General features: G+C 43.3%; 14 protein-coding genes and 1 pseudogene. 7 read left to right on the top strand and 8 right to left on the bottom strand.

What is annotated here, in order from left to right; all coding sequences use genetic code 11:
• Nucleotides 1-14: 14 nt before the first annotated feature.
• Nucleotides 15-902, bottom strand: a complete 888-nt coding sequence (locus tag ACWPOD_RS20575) for a hypothetical protein (RefSeq protein ID WP_282150499.1) — start codon at nucleotides 900-902, stop codon at nucleotides 15-17.
• Between the two features lie 165 nt (nucleotides 903-1,067).
• Nucleotides 1,068-1,274: a hypothetical protein gene (locus ACWPOD_RS20570; protein ID WP_282150498.1), complete on the bottom strand. Its 207-nt coding sequence runs from the start codon at nucleotides 1,272-1,274 to the stop codon at nucleotides 1,068-1,070.
• A gap of 675 nt (nucleotides 1,275-1,949) precedes the next feature.
• On the opposite strand from ACWPOD_RS20570, the gene ACWPOD_RS20565 reads away from it, so the two are divergent.
• The 3 genes from ACWPOD_RS20565 to ACWPOD_RS20555 all read left to right on the top strand — a co-directional run bounded on the left by ACWPOD_RS20565 (nucleotide 1,950) and on the right by ACWPOD_RS20555 (nucleotide 3,867).
• Nucleotides 1,950-2,408: a hypothetical protein gene (locus ACWPOD_RS20565; RefSeq protein ID WP_282150497.1), complete on the top strand. Its 459-nt coding sequence runs from the start codon at nucleotides 1,950-1,952 to the stop codon at nucleotides 2,406-2,408.
• Nucleotides 2,408-3,037: a tyrosine-type recombinase/integrase gene (locus ACWPOD_RS20560; RefSeq protein ID WP_049879888.1), complete on the top strand. Its 630-nt coding sequence runs from the start codon at nucleotides 2,408-2,410 to the stop codon at nucleotides 3,035-3,037. The genes ACWPOD_RS20565 and ACWPOD_RS20560 overlap by 1 nt, the downstream gene beginning before the upstream one ends.
• A gap of 308 nt (nucleotides 3,038-3,345) precedes the next feature.
• Complete coding sequence (locus ACWPOD_RS20555) at nucleotides 3,346-3,867, top strand: Fe3+-citrate ABC transporter substrate-binding protein (protein WP_282150496.1); 522 nt, start codon at nucleotides 3,346-3,348, stop codon at nucleotides 3,865-3,867.
• A gap of 207 nt (nucleotides 3,868-4,074) precedes the next feature.
• On the opposite strand, the gene ACWPOD_RS20550 is transcribed toward ACWPOD_RS20555, so the two are convergent.
• The gene (locus ACWPOD_RS20550) at nucleotides 4,075-4,968 is read right to left on the bottom strand and encodes a LysR family transcriptional regulator (RefSeq protein ID WP_282150495.1); all 894 of its coding nucleotides are present in this window, start codon (nucleotides 4,966-4,968) and stop codon (nucleotides 4,075-4,077) included.
• A 155-nt stretch (nucleotides 4,969-5,123) separates the two neighbouring features.
• On the opposite strand from ACWPOD_RS20550, the gene ACWPOD_RS20545 reads away from it, so the two are divergent.
• The 4 genes and pseudogenes from ACWPOD_RS20545 to ACWPOD_RS20530 form a co-directional block, all read left to right on the top strand.
• Entirely contained in the window at nucleotides 5,124-5,882 is a 759-nt protein-coding gene (locus ACWPOD_RS20545) for an SDR family oxidoreductase (RefSeq protein WP_282150494.1), read from the top strand.
• A 74-nt stretch (nucleotides 5,883-5,956) separates the two neighbouring features.
• Complete coding sequence (locus ACWPOD_RS20540) at nucleotides 5,957-6,964, top strand: zinc-dependent alcohol dehydrogenase family protein (protein WP_282150493.1); 1,008 nt, start codon at nucleotides 5,957-5,959, stop codon at nucleotides 6,962-6,964.
• 46 nt (nucleotides 6,965-7,010) lie between these two features.
• Nucleotides 7,011-8,018 (top strand): zinc-dependent alcohol dehydrogenase family protein, encoded by a 1,008-nt coding sequence (locus ACWPOD_RS20535; protein WP_456232170.1) that lies wholly within the window; start codon nucleotides 7,011-7,013, stop codon nucleotides 8,016-8,018.
• A gap of 180 nt (nucleotides 8,019-8,198) precedes the next feature.
• A pseudogene (locus ACWPOD_RS20530) lies at nucleotides 8,199-8,624 on the top strand (transposase); the annotation flags it as partial.
• 464 nt (nucleotides 8,625-9,088) lie between these two features.
• Here the strand turns inward: ACWPOD_RS20530 and ACWPOD_RS20525 are convergent.
• The 5 genes from ACWPOD_RS20525 to ACWPOD_RS20505 form a co-directional block, all read right to left on the bottom strand.
• Nucleotides 9,089-9,820, bottom strand: a complete 732-nt coding sequence (locus ACWPOD_RS20525; protein ID WP_456232169.1) for a hypothetical protein — start codon at nucleotides 9,818-9,820, stop codon at nucleotides 9,089-9,091.
• Nucleotides 9,821-9,888: 68 nt separating this feature from the next.
• Nucleotides 9,889-10,401, bottom strand: coding sequence for a hypothetical protein (locus ACWPOD_RS20520; protein ID WP_282150490.1), 513 nt, complete (start codon nucleotides 10,399-10,401; stop codon nucleotides 9,889-9,891).
• Nucleotides 10,402-10,690: 289 nt separating this feature from the next.
• A complete protein-coding gene (locus ACWPOD_RS20515; protein ID WP_282150489.1) occupies nucleotides 10,691-11,077 on the bottom strand; it encodes a hypothetical protein in 387 nt (128 codons plus the stop codon).
• Nucleotides 11,078-11,387: 310 nt separating this feature from the next.
• On the bottom strand, nucleotides 11,388-14,615 hold the full coding sequence (locus tag ACWPOD_RS20510) for a type I restriction endonuclease subunit R (protein WP_282150488.1): 3,228 nt from the start codon (nucleotides 14,613-14,615) through the stop codon (nucleotides 11,388-11,390).
• 16 nt (nucleotides 14,616-14,631) lie between these two features.
• On the bottom strand, nucleotides 14,632-15,561 hold the full coding sequence (locus ACWPOD_RS20505) for a COG2958 family protein (protein WP_282150487.1): 930 nt from the start codon (nucleotides 15,559-15,561) through the stop codon (nucleotides 14,632-14,634).
• Between the last annotated feature and the right edge of the window lie 108 nt (nucleotides 15,562-15,669).

Genomic DNA, 15,669 nt, shown 5'->3' with positions numbered 1-15,669 from the left:
TGTTGGGCTGGAAGTTAGTTAACGTAGCCGTCGAATTGTGAACGGGCTTTGTTTTCGTTCTTACTTCTCAGCTCTTTTCGTGTTTCACGAATAGCGTTTAGTTCGCTTTCGATGTACATGGTAGACGTTGGGTACAGTACGGATTTAAAGCCATTAGCTTCATCAAATATCGAACGTCCCTCAGTCGTGTTGTTAGTGATTAGAACATCGTGATCTTTACAAGAGCGATGCCTAATAACAACAAGGCCACCAGCGTTAACGTGAAACTTTTTCGCTACACGCGACATACCGCCATTGTCACCATCATAGGTATGGATGATAGCCACAATATCGTTGTGTTCTTGGCCACGTTTCCTAAATTCAACGTCTGCATGCTTTTGGAAGTAATCCATTTCACGCAGAGCGTCAGCTTTGTTTTTATTAAGCTGTTCCAACTCATCTTCTGGCAATTCGTAAGAGAGTTGTCGGTCAACGTCACGTAAGTACGCTTCAAGGCGTTTAACTAAGCGAACGCCAGTCATTTTTTGGCTGCTTGCTGCTTTATTGATTGTGATGTTAACGCGACGAACGTTATCAATTACGGTTGTCTCTTTAAACGAGTTAGATGAGCTATTGAAGTATTGAGGCGCGCGTTCTAAAAGCTCCTTGTTTGCAGCTTTAGCGGCATCAATATACTCAAGTAAACGAGTGGTTGGATTGCCACGTTTTACTACAGCTACGATACGGTCATTGAATAGTCCACTATCTTCCTTGCCATCAATTTGTTCGGAAAATGTCGCACGGTGCTTCAAGGCACGTTTAAGGCGAGCATCAGCCCTTTGTTTATTTGCAAGAAGTTGATTAAGTGTATCTATATCAATAGGTTTAGAATCTTTAATTTCAGTCTTTAATTTATTAATCATGGTGAACGGTTGCTCCGAATAACATTGGAGGACAGGGGTTACACTCCATCCGTGAGCGCATGCGAGTAACGAAAAACCCTACCCTTGCCCTTGATACCAAGCATACCGTTTTTGTGTTCGGAATTAAATAAAAAACGAACAGGAGGACGCGAGAAGTCTTGATTTTTAAGCGGAGAAGTGATCTCGAACGAAGTTTAAGACATCATCCCGATTAATAGATGAATTGCATAGTGCGTTCGGATGCAATTGGATAAGATGGAACATACAAATGTCTGTTGCGTCTTCCAAGAACGACTCACTGAATACGTCTAAGGAAAGGTCACATTTATCTAGGATTTCTAGTGGGATTAATTGATTCAACGTATGGTGCATAGTCTTTATCTCTTAAGCCAACCAACTGGCCAACCAAACATGTATCGTCCTGATTGGTAAGCTGTAAATGGGGTATGCCATCCAATCGGACACTTTTGTACGCAATATTATGGGACTGTGATCTCGGATTGTCTATATATGCAAAATAATGCAACTGTATCGTTACTCACTGGAAAGGTTTCATAGCGTGAGCTAGACCGTATAATGTGTGTGGCTATGCAATTTTGTTAGTGTGGAGTGACGGTGTAACTCTGTCATTATATTGCCACAAGTGGGTAATTGGGCTCATTTGTTTTTAAAAACACTCTTTTAGTTTCAGTTCTGTCTAGAACTGAAACTAACTTATCCAATGTTTTGTCGCTGCTCATCGACACAAAAAGACATAAAATCCAAAAAAAACAGCAACTTATAAAATATCTAAGATTGCTTTCTAATCCTGGCATTTTGTGTGAATGAACCTAAATATTCCATAGGAATATTAGATATAAACCATGTGTGGCTGGTGGTATTTTGAACACTATTGCGCTTTATATCAAAAAGCGATCAAATAGCGACTTTTGGAACTCTTTGTACTTTCAAGAGAAATATTCCGAACAGACTTGCAAAACATATTCCCAAGGAATATATTAATTGGCAAGCAAACAGAGGCATACTGCCAAAAAGGATCAGCAAAAAATGTTTAAAGAAAATGAGTTGTTGTCGCTTTCTGATGCGTGGGCGAGCAAACGCAACGCGATTCAAGAGCAACGCCGTGACCTTATCCTTGTTTCTTTGAATGAGCTAATTAATGAATGTGGTGGCCAAGAGCAAGCCGCCGCTGTTATCCGTAATTTCTACGGCTACCCTTGTGTGCAAGGCACTATCAGCAAAGCGCGCAAAGGCAGCAACGCAATGAAAATCCGCTCTCAGCTTCGCTTTGCTATCAATACCATCAAAGAGCCTCAAAGTGTCCAAGCGCAAACCAAGATGATCAACCACTTTGGCCGCTTGCCTGTTCACCACGACTTTGTTCGCGTCGATGGCGAGCTTGGCTTGTTCTTGGGATTTGGCTTGCTATCTCGAACTTTGCAAATCCAAGTGTTCGTTGGTGGCGAGTTTAAAACGGTTAGTGCTAATGATGTGGAGTTAATCTAATGGCCGCTTTCCCTGCGCGTGACTTAAACGAGTTACAACAAATAATCCGTTTAATGGATGACATTAATCCGCTTATCTCGATGATGATTGAAATGGAAGTGCGTACAGGTTTGCGTTACTGCGACATTTCGAAGCTAAAATTCAGCGATGTGATGATAAATGGCGTGATTAAGTCGTCATTTACCATTGTTCAGTCAAAAGGCTATAACGGTCGAATTACCCGAGGTAAGACCCAAAAGGCCGCTAAGGAAGCATCCCGCATTACCATTCACGTTAATGCCGAACTGGAAGAACTGATTCGACGTATCTACCTACACAATGGCCATAATGAGGTGATGTTTCAATCCAATCACCACTTGGCCAAGAAAGGCAACGCGATCAGCATCCAGTACATCAACCGTGTATATAAGCGCATAGCGATGGAATTGAGACTGCCATACCAACTATCAACACATTCCATGCGCAAAATGTACGCCATGCTATTGTTGGATAGTGGCGCGTCTCTTAAGGTCATCAAGGACGCGCTAGGCCATTCTAGTATTGCCGTGACCGACCACTATTTAAGAACGTTCCACGACGAAGCGAAAGAGTACACAACGGGTATTTCACTAACACCAAAGGCACTGTAACGGGAGGAGATAATTATGTGTAAAGCTCTAATGAATACGAACTTGCGAATTAACGAATTTAAGCTGCGACAAAAGGAATTATCCCAAAAACCCATTCCGAATGAACTTAAACCAAAAGTGCGCAAACTACTTAAAGAGAGGCTCAGTAAAAAGGCCATCAAGTTAGTGCTTGGGTGCAGTTATGATGATTTGAAGAATATCAACCTGTCGCATTAATTTAGAATATAAATAATTGCATTACCGTGTAACGCTATCCGTTTGGCCAAGAAAGGGCAACGGCCAATCAAACCACAAACGAAAGGAATCGCATGATCTGTTTTTTTAAAGGTAAGACAATGCCAGAGTGCAGCAAAGCTTATGCGTATTTTGTTTCTAATACGGGCTACCGATTCATCACCAAGAAAAAGACCTGTTACGCAGTTAGTGTACCTAAACCGGAGGGTGGCTATGTTCGTCGTTCTGTCGGGTTTGTTCGCATCGGGGAAAAGAAAGGGCTACGCAAGGCCACCAAAATTCGCAACCAAATTGGCAAAGAGTTATGGGGACGTTTTTGGGATCGCGTTCGCACGCAATTCAACTTACTGGCGCGTTTGCCAAAAAGCCTAGACCCACGGCTAACTACCATCGATGGCAAGCAATACTATGTAGCACGGTACACCAAGTACGATGAGAGCAACCAAAAGCATGAGCATTCCATTAAGGTTAGTGTGAACGCTTACGGAAAATTAGCGGCATGGACAATTGCAAAGAGAAAGCTACTCGATGCCCACAGCGATGTTATCGATGTTTTGATGCACATTGAAAAGGTCAGCAGCGTTAAGCTTGAATAGGTTGCTTTCGCCTATAGTTATTCCGAACAAACCTTTCAAATACGTTACTCTCAGTTATAATGTGCTCATATTGATAAACGTGACGTTTTAGACGTTTAAAAATGACGAATTTGCATCTTGACATCCTCCCCTAGCTAATTCGCTAGGGGATTCCCGCAACCACTATTTAGTTGTCACCAGCGTCCTGATAAAGTCTGCTGTGTGCCATTAGGCGACACTCAATCTTGACACCAAGTGATCAAAAACCAATCGAATACGTTGTGGTACTGGACCACGTTGAGGGCGATAAATATATAAATCCCAAGGCACTGGCTCGACCTCTTCTAACACTCTCACAAGTTTCTCTTGGCGTAATAAGTCTTGGACCAAAAAGTTAGGAATTTGAGTAAAACCTAGTCCATTTTGTATAGCCATTAATTCAGCTTCGGTGTCGGCACTTCGAAAACGTGTTTTGGATGGCGTCCACTGTCTGTCCATGGAAAAAACCCATGGCCAAAGCTTTCCCGTATTGCGATCTACTAACCCTGTAACCGGCATGTGGTTTAGTTCTTCAATAGACGCAGGCCTTCCCACTCTATTTATTAAGTCAGGCGAAGCCACGACATACATATTAATTTTGGTGAGCTGGCGGGCAATAAATCGACTATCTCTCATGAAGCCGATACGAATCCCAATATCTATTTTTTCGTCAACTACATCCACGCGCTCGTCACTGAGTGTCAGGTCTATATCCAGTTGAGGATGTATTTTTGAAAGTTCCAGTAATACTGGCATTAAGCACTTATGACCAAAACCAACAGGCGCTGCGATACGAACCCGCCCTTGTAATTCATTACCCGAGTTAGGGGCGCTTGTTTGAAACAATTCATCTACAGCGCGCAGGCGCTCTTTTGCTATCAAAGCAAATTTTTCTCCAACTAGGGTCACTTGTATGTGTCGAGTATTTCGATGAAATAAAAGCTCCCCTTGCAATCGCTCTAACTCCTTCACTGCTCGCGTCACTGCCTGAGGAGAAATTCCCAGACGGTTAGCCGCTTCTTTAAAGCTGCGAGACTCAGCAGCAGTACAAAATATCCGGAGCATTTCCAATCTGTTAAGCATCACAGTCACATTCAGGTTTGAAATGAATACATAAATATTATTCCAAAATATGGAATTGTGAAATTAAAACATTTCCATTTATTGGTTTTTGAAGGTAAGAGATACTTTGCTTGTTATTTAGACAACGTCATTCAACTTATTTGAGGATATTAACTATGAGCAGTGTTTTAGCAAATAACATCAGCGGTAAGGTCGTTGTTATCACTGGTGGTAGCAGCGGTTTAGGCGAGACCACGGCAAGACATTTAGCCAGCCTTGGCGCATCTGTTGTTTTAGGTGCCCGACGCATCGACAAGCTTGAAGCTATTGCTGCTGACATACGCGCAGCGGGCGGAGAAGTTGCGGTTCAAGCGACAGATGTGACTAGCCAGGACGAAGTGAATGCCCTTGTAAATCTTGCACAAGAGCGCTTCGGTAAAGTTGATGTGGTTATCAACAATGCTGGGTTAATGGCGATTGCACCGTTAGCTGAGACTCGAGTTGACGAATGGGATCGCATGATTGACATCAACGTTAAAGGTCTGCTGTATGGAGTAGCCGCAGCGCTTCCGATCTTTCAGGAACAGGGATCCGGCCACTTTATCAATATTTCGTCCGTAGCGGGTATCAAAGTATTCAGTCCCGGCGGCACGGTTTATAGCGGAACCAAATTCGCTGTTCGCGCTATTGCCGAAGGCTTGCGCCATGAAGTTGGGGGTAACATTCGTTCAACAATCATTTCACCGGGGGCAATCGAATCTGAATTAAAACATGGAAGTTCAGATACTCAGGGTGCAGCCTTTGTAAAAGATTTTTATCAGCAAAATGAAATTCCATCTGAATCTGTTGCTCGTGCTATCGCATACGCAATTGAGCAGCCTGCGGATGTGGATATCAACGAGATTGTTCTGCGCCCAACTGTTCAAGAGTTTTAATTCGTTTAATAAAAGACCGATTAACCAGCGGATGATTTAACCACCCGCTGAATATTCAGTATGTGAGGTTATTGATGACAGCGTTAAACAGACAAATGTGTGCTTTGGTATTAGATAGCTATGAAGAGGGTACAGTATTCCGGGATGCCCTGATTAACTTACCCTCTCCATCAGCAGGTCAGGTGCAAGTAAAAATATTTGCAAGTGGAGTCAATCCTATTGATTACAAGATCCGCCAAGGTATCGCTCCTTACGCCATGCCGGAATTACCCGCAGTACTTGGCACCGATTTAGCTGGAGAAATTGTTGCTGTCGGTGACGGCGTCACCGACTTTGCAATAGGCGATGCCGTTTATGGTCTGACTGGCGGAGTGCGAGGATTGCAAGGCTCATTGGCTGAATATGCCAACGTAGATGCTGAGTTACTTGCTCTCAAACCGAAAAATTTGTCCATGCGTGAAGCTGCGGCTTTACCTCTGGTTGCACTTACCGCTTGGGAAGGTTTGGTTGACAAGGCGAATGTTAAAGCGGGCCAGAAAGTCCTTATCCAAGGTGGAGCTGGCGGAGTTGGGCATGTAGCTGTGCAAATTGCTAAGGCCTTAGGTGCCGACGTTTATGCCGCTGCATCGACTGGAAAACAACAACTGCTCAAGGCGCTTGGTGCAACGCCAATTGATTATCACACTGCAAGCCCTGCTGAGTACGTGGACGCATACACCCAAGGCAAAGGATTCGATATCATTTACGACACTGTCGGTGGCTCTGTACTCGATGCCTCATTAGGTATTATTGCACATTACGGCCATATTTTAAGCTGTGCTGCATTCAGCTCACATAACCTGGCACCGTCGTCATTACGCTCTGCAACATTGTCAGCGATTTTTGTGTTACATCCACAGCTCAGCGGAGAGGGACGCAAACATCATGGTGACATTCTGCGGCAAATTACGGCTCTTGTTGAAGCTGGACAAATTAAGCCACTACTCAATCCGTTACGCTTTTCCCTAGACACGGCAATGGATGCACATAATGCCGTAGAGTTGGGATCCATGGGTAAAGTAGTTATTGATGTAATTGCTTAAAAAGTCATTGTTGTAATTACTTAAAAAATCATTATTGAGGATGCATATGAGCCCAAGAAAAGTAATTCGAACTGTTCGTTTCCATGAATTAGGTGGTCCCGAGGTGTTAACTATTGACTCGCTGGCGAGTCCAGATTTGCAGGCCACAGATGTTCGTATTGCGGTCAAAGTTGTTGGCCTCAATCGTGCTGATGCCATGTTTAGGCGAGGCCACTATATAGAAAAGGCTAACTTCCCTTCGCGAATCGGCTATGAAGCATCCGGGGTAGTCATTGAAGTCGGGGAAGAGGTAAATCATTTACGCCTTGGGGACGAGGTTTGTATTGTCCCTCAGATGGGGCTTTCTCAGAATGGCTGCTACGCAGAAGAGATTGTCGTGCCAAGTGAATATGTGGCACTCAAACCAGCAGGGCTAACCTTTGCTGAAGGGGCAGCAGCTTGGATGCAGTACCTGACAGCTTATGGCGCTTTGGTCGAAATTGCTAACGTGCAAAAAGGCGATTCAGTACTGATAACCGCCGCATCGAGCAGTGTTGGATTGGCTGCGATTCAAATTGTGAATTCTCTGGGGGGTATCCCTATCGCTACAACTCTAACAGGAGCTAAAAAGGCTGCTGTGCTCAAGGCTGGTGCGGCCCATGTGATTGCAACCCAAGAAGAACCGCTACTGGATAGCTTGAGAAGCATCTTGGGAGCAAACAATTTAAAAATCGCATTTGATGCTGTCGGTGGGCCGCAGATAGCTGAAATTGCTGAAGCAATGAGCCCTGAAGGAACAATAATAGTACACGGATCATTAAGTCCCGAAACAACCCCTTTTCCCTTAAAAATAGCACTTCGTAAAAGTCTGACAGTTAGGGGGTATGTGTTTACTGAAGTTATAAAAGACATCGAGCGTTTTCGCAGAGCAAAGCAATTTATCCACTCGGGTTTATCCGAAGGAACACTCAAGCCTGTCATTGATCGAAGCTTTAAATTTGAAGAGATAGTAGCAGCGCATCACTATCTGGAGTCCAATCAGCAGATTGGTAAAATAGTGGTCGAACTTGATTAACAGTTCGTAGCTTACGCTAGTCTCTCAACTCAGTCAGTGCCTGATTATAATTAGCGTGGGCTTTGTCGCGGAAATCGAATGAACTAAATCAGAATCTTACGATCAGATCAGGGGCATTCATTCACTAACTTTGATTACATGCCGAAGCCTCGCTACAAAACCACTAACTGGCGCAAGTACAATATTTCAGGCGTGACAGATGCGGAAGTACTCCCAAATTTACTCAAACAAACACGCCGATCCATCAAGGAAATTTCGAGAGATGGCGCATACGATACAAGGGAGTGCCACAGGGCGATTAGGGTTAAGAAAGCGATACCTCTAATCCCTCCACGTGAAGGAGCCGCCTTCTGGGAAAAAGGTAATCCACGTAATCTGGCGGTTGGTTGCCAAAAGCTCTATGGTTCGAACAAAAAGTGGAAACGAAAATATGGTTACCACAGGCGTTCATTGTCGGAGACCGCTAAGTATCGCGCAAAACAACTACTAGGCGCTTCACTCACGCTTCGAAATTACAATGCACAAGTTAGGGAGACATACGCCATGATCAAAGCACTCAACAAGCTAACAGGGATAGGTATGCCCGAAACTCAGTATATCGTTTAAAATGCAAACGATTTTGCTAGTATTCGCTCTCAAGTTGAATTCCGCAACAAAGCCGGTTGATTGCACGTGTTACGGAGATGCATGCCCATTATTACACGACAGTGGCTGATTTTGGTCGGGAATTTGCATGTTCAGTGGCGAGTAGCATGGCGGAATTTATTGGAAGGCTAGATAACCCAAGCAATGAGATTTGTGTAGGAGAGGAATAAAGTTTCATACTAAGCAGTCAAGTAACCCTGTTTGTACCGTTCTAAATGATACTCACCCAGAAATAAAGATTCATACTAATTCCTACTAGAAAGTCTGAGTCACGCTACAACTGAGTAATAAAGTATCATACTGGTTGTCTTGGGCATCCACAGATTGATCGGCCCCATTCATACACGTTTCTGGACAGAACTGAGCTAGCCCGACTCTAGCTCAGTGTAGCGGCTAACCTAGACACGAACTCCTAGTCGGCATAGCTATTGTTGTACGTGAATTACATGTGACCCAGGAATCTGATGAATCGTTATATTTTGATTCAAAGGTCTAATCGGTTGTAAAGACTTGGGTTCTATCACTGAGTCTATTGCTTTACCTACGCTCTCTAACCCTTGTTGAGATAAGAATGGGTAGCTCTCCTTTTTAGGATTATTCTTTACCCAGAAGCCAACTTTAGGGATTAAAGAATGATAATCATCACAATCTCTTTCCATCGGCACATTTAAATTTTCCTCTGTTATTGGTCCGTACTTGTTCAGCAAGTATCTTCTTACATCTTCGTGGCTTATAAACGGGCTATTGCCAAAAGGGAGTAGGCATTGATATGAGAGGTTATAGTATTGTGCATGTTGGTCAGCCCTATAAGCCTTATCATTTCTTTCTCTCCAATTTAGAGAGGCCTTTGCAACATTGTCCAAACTCTCTTTTAACATTTCACAAACCGCTTGAGCGACAGCTTTATTTTCCATCTGTTCATTATAGAAGGATAACGCAATATCTCTGTCGTAAAAGTCACCAGATATCCCCGCATTGATAATATGCTCAGCTTTATATTGTGGATAGCCAAACTCAACACACACAGCAGCTCTGCCACTCACCCTAGAATATGTAGCTATATTCGGTTTATCATTTTTGTTGATGTTAGTTTCGACACTAGAACATCCAGAGAGTATGTAAGAGAGAGATGCAATTATTGGTAAAAGTTGCTTCAAGTATATTTCCTAAATTAAAGTGTTGTATGGTTTGCAACAATGATTTTGAAGTTTCTATTATTTAATTTTTAACGCAGAGACATCTGAAATAAAGCGTAAATCATCTTCAGAGAAATCAGAAAAATACCTTTATTTTTTGAAAATCGTTTTTCTTTAGTTTCATTATGCGTCATATCAATCAGTTTGTTCAAACATTGGTTTGCATTATCACAGTCTAAATGTAGCATACTCATAAGATCAGTTGTTAACGCTAAAGATGTAACATCACCAACTTTGAAGCTATCTTTTATAGAGACGTTAGGTAAATGATCAAGTTGATTTACCGAGATGACAGGTTCATCTATGTTTGCACACCATCTTACCTCTCCGTAATAATCCTTTACTGGGTTGTTAATAATCTGTGTAAAGACTTCTGTTATAAATTCTTTCGTAGGGTCTTCAACTTTTAACTTTGCCAATGCACCCACTAAAAATGGAAAAGTAAGCCCATATTTACCTCTTCCACTTTCCTTCCATTGTTTTATTAATTGAAACCAGATTTCATTGCCTGGATCTAGCTTTATGTTTACGTTATCAATCATAAGCTTTCTGAATGATCTTATACATTATAAATCGGATCTTAAACTAGCTCTTTTTCAATGAAATGTATAAGACTATTCTCACAGAGAACCAAACAGAGGTTCAGCCTGTAATGTCATTACAATCTCATGGTATGAATCAACTTAGCGTAAAGTTGAGTTTTCTATACTTGATGATCAATGTGTATGTTTTGCACATTAGCTAATTCTATTGCCATGCCTTCTGATACGTTTTGGGGCAAAAATAAGCCAGCGTTAAATGCGCTGGCTATGGAGTTCTGAGTAGGTTGATTTATTGCTTTTCAACGTAAATCGCTTGACCACTAACAGTTTGTTCAGATATTGGGATCAAGTACTGATAGTCGGTACCTTGTCCACCTAACATTACATAGTTATTGCTACCTGTTGCTCCTAGTAAAACCCCATTTGCTCCAAGTTTTGCGGCCTGTTTTTTCAACTCCTCAATTGCATAGTCAATTGACCCTTGATTTGTTAAACCTGCATCACTTGAAGCATTAACTAAAGCAATTGTGTCATATGACTCTGGCGGTTCGATATAGAGGCGTACGTTTTCTGGGGCGATGGGTTCTCTCGCTTCTCCAACTAAAATTGAAGACCCTGAAGCACATCCTGTGAGTGCGAGGATGAACGCGAGTAAAAGTGATTTATAGATTCTCATTTTTAACTATTGATAAACGACTATTGAAGCGAACCATTATACAGTTTATGGTCAGAATCATGAGAAAAAGTAGCGATGGCCTCTTGCGTTGATAAGGATCACCTAATCGACTTAAACACGGAAAGGGGCATTTCTGTGTTACACATCCCGTCAGCACACCTTTGGACAAAGATCAGTTAGAGTCGATACCCTAAAAACTCTCTATTCATTACTTAATATATTCTGACCGAACCGATACTCCCACTAAAGTGGAAGTCAATGATAAATAAATATGCAAAAGACGAGGTTTCACCTCTTGCCTATATTAAAATTATGCTGCATACCATCCATCAGCCAGCACTTCAGCTTGATCGAGAACTAGCTTAATCGCCTCATCTGCCGCATCAGGTGGGTATTTCCAGCGACGCAGTAAACGACGTACAAGGTTGCGCATACGAGCACGGACACTCTCACGTTTTTGCCAGTCTACCGTAGCGGATTTACGCAGTTGGTGAGTGAGTTCAATGGCGAGTTGACGAAGGTTGTCATCGCCTAACGTTCGCACGGAAGCCTCGTTGGTGACCAATGCACGGTAAAACGCAATTTCATCAGTGGAAAGCCCCAGCTTTTCCATCATCTCAGCGTCAGCTTGCATCTCTTTGGCCCACTGGATCAGCTCTTCAATTACCTGTGCGGTTTCAATGTTGCGATTATGATATTTCTGCAAAGTCGACATAATACGGTCGGAATATTTCTTTTCCTGCACAACATCGTTTTTCATTCTTGCTTTCACTTCGTCGCGCAACAGCTTTTCTAGCAGTTCTACGGCTAAATTCTTCTCTTTCATATTGGCGACATCTTCCAAAAACTCAGGAGAGAGCAAGCCAATATTCGGTTTATCTAAACCAACCGTTTTAAAGATATCATCCACTCCATCGGCAACCACCGCGTTATTCAAGATCTGGCGCAAAGCAGAATTACGCAATTCATCACTGCGCTTTTTATCAACTGTTGAGTGTTTTAAGAAGGCGGTCTTGATCGCTCCGTAAAAGGCGATTTCACTCTTATAACCATCAACCTCATCCAAGGTATTACACAATGAGAAGGCTTTCATCAACGCAGCCATGACATCAAGGAAACGGCGTTTGCCATCACGAACTTCTTCGCCTTTGCTGTTGCGGTGTGAGAGACCTGAGATATGGTTCACGGCTCCCGGAAGCAGTTGCAGCGGTTTGGTTTCAAAGTCCGGACGATAGTTGAAGATGTCACCATCAACAGGCGTGGCAAACATACCGCGAATTACGTCGATTTTTTCCATAAAGACTGCGAAAGCTTCAGCAGTATCAACGGTTGGCTTTCCCTTACCTTGGCTATTGGTATAGGTCTTCAGTGCGTTTTTAAGTTCATTGGCAATACCAATATAGTCAACAACTAAACCTCCGGGCTTATCCTTAAACACGCGGTTCACACGCGCTATCGCCTGCATCAGGTTATGACCTTTCATTGGCTTGTCGATATACATGGTATGGCAGCAAGGTGCATCAAAACCTGTTAGCCACATATCACGGACAATGACTAATTGCAGTTCATCTCTGGTGTCTTTATAGCGTTTCTCGAAAAGCTTCTTGGTCTTCTTATCATGGATATGAGGCTGCATTTTTGCTTTATCAGCGGCGCTGCCAGTCATGACGATTTTGATCGCGCCTTTGTTTGGATCTTCGCTATGCCATTCGGATTTGATAGCCACAATGGCATCGTATAAGTCCACACAAATCTCGCGACTCATGGCAACGATCATTGCCTTGCCAGGAAAAGTTTCACAGCGAGTGGTAAAGTGCTCAACTAGATCTTGGGCAACCTGTTTTATTCGTGGCTCCGCACCCACGAGTTTTTCGAGCGCTGACCATTGTGATTTTATTTTCTCACGACTTTCCGTCTCTTCGTCTTCGCCAATTTCCTCTTCGACCTGATCGTTAAGCGCTTCAATTTCATCTTGATTAATATCGAGCTTAGCGAGGCGAGATTCGTAGTAAATCGGCACGGTGGCACCATCATCCACCGCATCTTGAATATCGTAAATAGAGACATAGTCACCAAAGACACCACGAGTGTCTTTATCATCCATTGATATCGGTGTACCTGTAAAACCAATAAAAGCGGCATTTGGCAGCGCGTCACGCATATATTTGGAGTAACCATAAACATAACGCTGATCAATCACATTGCCATCCTCGTCTTTGACATCAACAAGACGAGCTTTGTTGCCATACTGACTGCGGTGAGCCTCATCTGACACCACCACGATATTTGAACGTTCAGAAAGAGTAGGATGCGCCATTTCTTCATCGAGCAGAGCAAATTTTTGTACGGTTGTGAAGATGATGCCACCGGATTGACGATTGAGCAGTAAATCACGTAATGAGTCACGGTCTTTTGCCTGCTGAGGGATCTGTTTTAGCGTTTCTTGCGCCATCGTAAAGGTGTTAAATAGCTGACCGTCTAGATCATTACGGTCAGTCACCACCACTAAAGTTGGGTTATTCATTTCTGGTTGTTGCAGCAATTTACTTGCGTAGCAGACCATCGAAATGCTTTTTCCACTGCCCTGAGTATGCCAAACCACGCCTGCTTTTTTGCTTCCGGGCACCACAGTATTGGCATTGTTGGCTCGTGGTTCGGTGACTTGGTCAGAGGTTGTGGCCGCGATGACAGTCGCTTTAACCGCAGCACGCACGGCATGGAATTGGTGATAACCTGCGATTTTTTTGATGATCTTGTCGCCATCATTTTCGAACAACACAAAGTAACGAATATAATCGAGCAACAGTTCAGGCTTAAAGAAGCCACGCACCATGGTCTCTAATTGGAATTCGAGTAGTGGTTTGTCGTTTTCACTCTCTATCGTCTTCCATGGCAAGAAGCGCTCTTTGTTCGCGGTCAATGAGCCTACTCTAGCGTAAATACCATCACTGATGACCAATGCTTCATTAAATACGAACAAGTCGGATATTTCATCTTTGTACGTCTGAATTTGATTATACGCACTCCAAATATCGGCGTTATTAGAGGCGGGGTTTTTCAGTTCGATGACCGCCATCGGCAAGCCATTAATGAAGACAATCACATCGGGTCTACGATTGACTTTGGTTCCCGTGATGGTGAACTGATTGACCACTAAGAACTCGTTATTCTCGCGGTTCTCAAAATCAATTAATCGAACATGAGTATGCTTGGTCACCCATTGTTCTTGCTCCATTACCGAGTATTCAACAGGCACACCTTCGATTAAATATTGGTGAAAGAGTTTGTTGTTTTTAATCAGTACAGGCGTTTGCGGTGTGGCAACGATTTTCGCTACTTCGATTAAGGTGTCACTGGGCACATTTGGGTTTAAGGTTTCCAAGGCAGAGACTAAACGCGCCTGTAGCGTGACTTGCTGATAGTTTTCACGTTCAGGCATATCACCATCTGGTGCGATGTCATAGCCATTTTGGTATTGGTAACCTAGCTCTTTAAACCAATCGAGGCATTGTTGTTCTAGTTGGTCTTCAGTAATCATTAAGCCTTTATCCTTATTATTTATTCCATGCGCTCTTAATCAACCGTCCGGTTTGGTTATAAATGCCAACCTGCTCAATGTAATGGTGGAAATCCCTATTTTCAGAGACGATTCGGTTTGCAGATTGCCAATCCACGTTGACTCTCTCTTGAGCTGGAATGAGTATTTGGCTATCAAACAAAGAATCAGTATCCAGAATCAGCACGCCAATCCCGTGCAAGCTCGACAACATTTGCAGCTCACCTTCAACGTCGCTATTTAAGCCTGTGGCAACAAGGTAGCCGAAATTGGCCCAACTCGAATTCGATACTGCTTGGAAAAAGTATTTTCGTACGTTGCCTTTAGTAAGATGTTTCTTCACTTCAAAAGACCAAAGTCGAACCGAGCTATGATTCCCACTGCGCACACAGCTTCTCACAATTTCATCCCAACCTTGGTCGAGCGGCTCTAGCGCCACCACATCCGGATGTAACCAGTGATTGCCACCGCTGCCATGAGAGTTTTTAGATTTACGCTCGTCAATACGCTGACAGTAAAGGCCCAGATCCTTGCTAAGGTACTCAATCAACATTGGGTAGAGATCGTGTTCGCTTAAGCTTTGCGGCACGAGAGGCGTATCGATGTCTGATTCATCTGCATCGCTAAGATCATCTTCCTGATGAGCAGGTGTAGGCTTCTGCTCCCAGTAATAAACCCGAGGTCTTGGTTTGTCACGAGTGGCGATATTAGGACAAACGATTTTCGCTCTTTCAGTACGTTCCCCACCAATTTCTGCCGCGAGCTGGGCGATAAGCTTGTCTTCGGTGTTGTATCGAGGGTTTGCTTGCTTCTCAGCGATTTCTTCTGGATATCGAAGCACAAACTCTTTTGCTAAATCCCGAGCAGTAAACTTTTTCTCGGGATTCGCTTTGAGCGTTTCGATAATCATTTCTACTCGGGTTGTCATCAGTTTACCTCGGCCATTGCTTTGGTTTCTCCTAACTCGATTTCGCCGGAAAGCAATTTAGGAAGCAAAGTGTCACGTAGCGTGGCTAACTGGTTGCTCTGGAGTCGC

This window comes from Vibrio sp. JZG120 (assembly GCF_053890955.1).
Note: the sequence above shows the minus strand (reverse complement) of the source record. Positions and strands in the feature narration are given on the sequence as shown.

Excerpts from the sequence above, each read along its gene's own strand:
- ACWPOD_RS20520 (WP_282150490.1), bottom strand. The coding sequence starts at position 10,401 with ATGATTGATAACGTAAACATAAAGCTAGATCCAGGCAATGAAATCTGG.
- ACWPOD_RS20505 (WP_282150487.1), bottom strand. The coding sequence starts at position 15,561 with ATGACAACCCGAGTAGAAATGATTATCGAAACGCTCAAAGCGAATCCC.
- ACWPOD_RS20570 (WP_282150498.1), bottom strand. The coding sequence starts at position 1,274 with ATGCACCATACGTTGAATCAATTAATCCCACTAGAAATCCTAGATAAA.
- ACWPOD_RS20560 (WP_049879888.1), top strand. The coding sequence starts at position 2,408 with ATGGCCGCTTTCCCTGCGCGTGACTTAAACGAGTTACAACAAATAATC.
- ACWPOD_RS20565 (WP_282150497.1), top strand. The coding sequence starts at position 1,950 with ATGTTTAAAGAAAATGAGTTGTTGTCGCTTTCTGATGCGTGGGCGAGC.
- ACWPOD_RS20535 (WP_456232170.1), top strand. The coding sequence starts at position 7,011 with ATGAGCCCAAGAAAAGTAATTCGAACTGTTCGTTTCCATGAATTAGGT.
- ACWPOD_RS20540 (WP_282150493.1), top strand. The coding sequence starts at position 5,957 with ATGACAGCGTTAAACAGACAAATGTGTGCTTTGGTATTAGATAGCTAT.
- ACWPOD_RS20515 (WP_282150489.1), bottom strand. The coding sequence starts at position 11,077 with ATGAGAATCTATAAATCACTTTTACTCGCGTTCATCCTCGCACTCACA.
- ACWPOD_RS20510 (WP_282150488.1), bottom strand. The coding sequence starts at position 14,615 with ATGATTACTGAAGACCAACTAGAACAACAATGCCTCGATTGGTTTAAA.
- ACWPOD_RS20575 (WP_282150499.1), bottom strand. The coding sequence starts at position 902 with ATGATTAATAAATTAAAGACTGAAATTAAAGATTCTAAACCTATTGAT.
- ACWPOD_RS20550 (WP_282150495.1), bottom strand. The coding sequence starts at position 4,968 with ATGCTTAACAGATTGGAAATGCTCCGGATATTTTGTACTGCTGCTGAG.
- ACWPOD_RS20555 (WP_282150496.1), top strand. The coding sequence starts at position 3,346 with ATGATCTGTTTTTTTAAAGGTAAGACAATGCCAGAGTGCAGCAAAGCT.
- ACWPOD_RS20545 (WP_282150494.1), top strand. The coding sequence starts at position 5,124 with ATGAGCAGTGTTTTAGCAAATAACATCAGCGGTAAGGTCGTTGTTATC.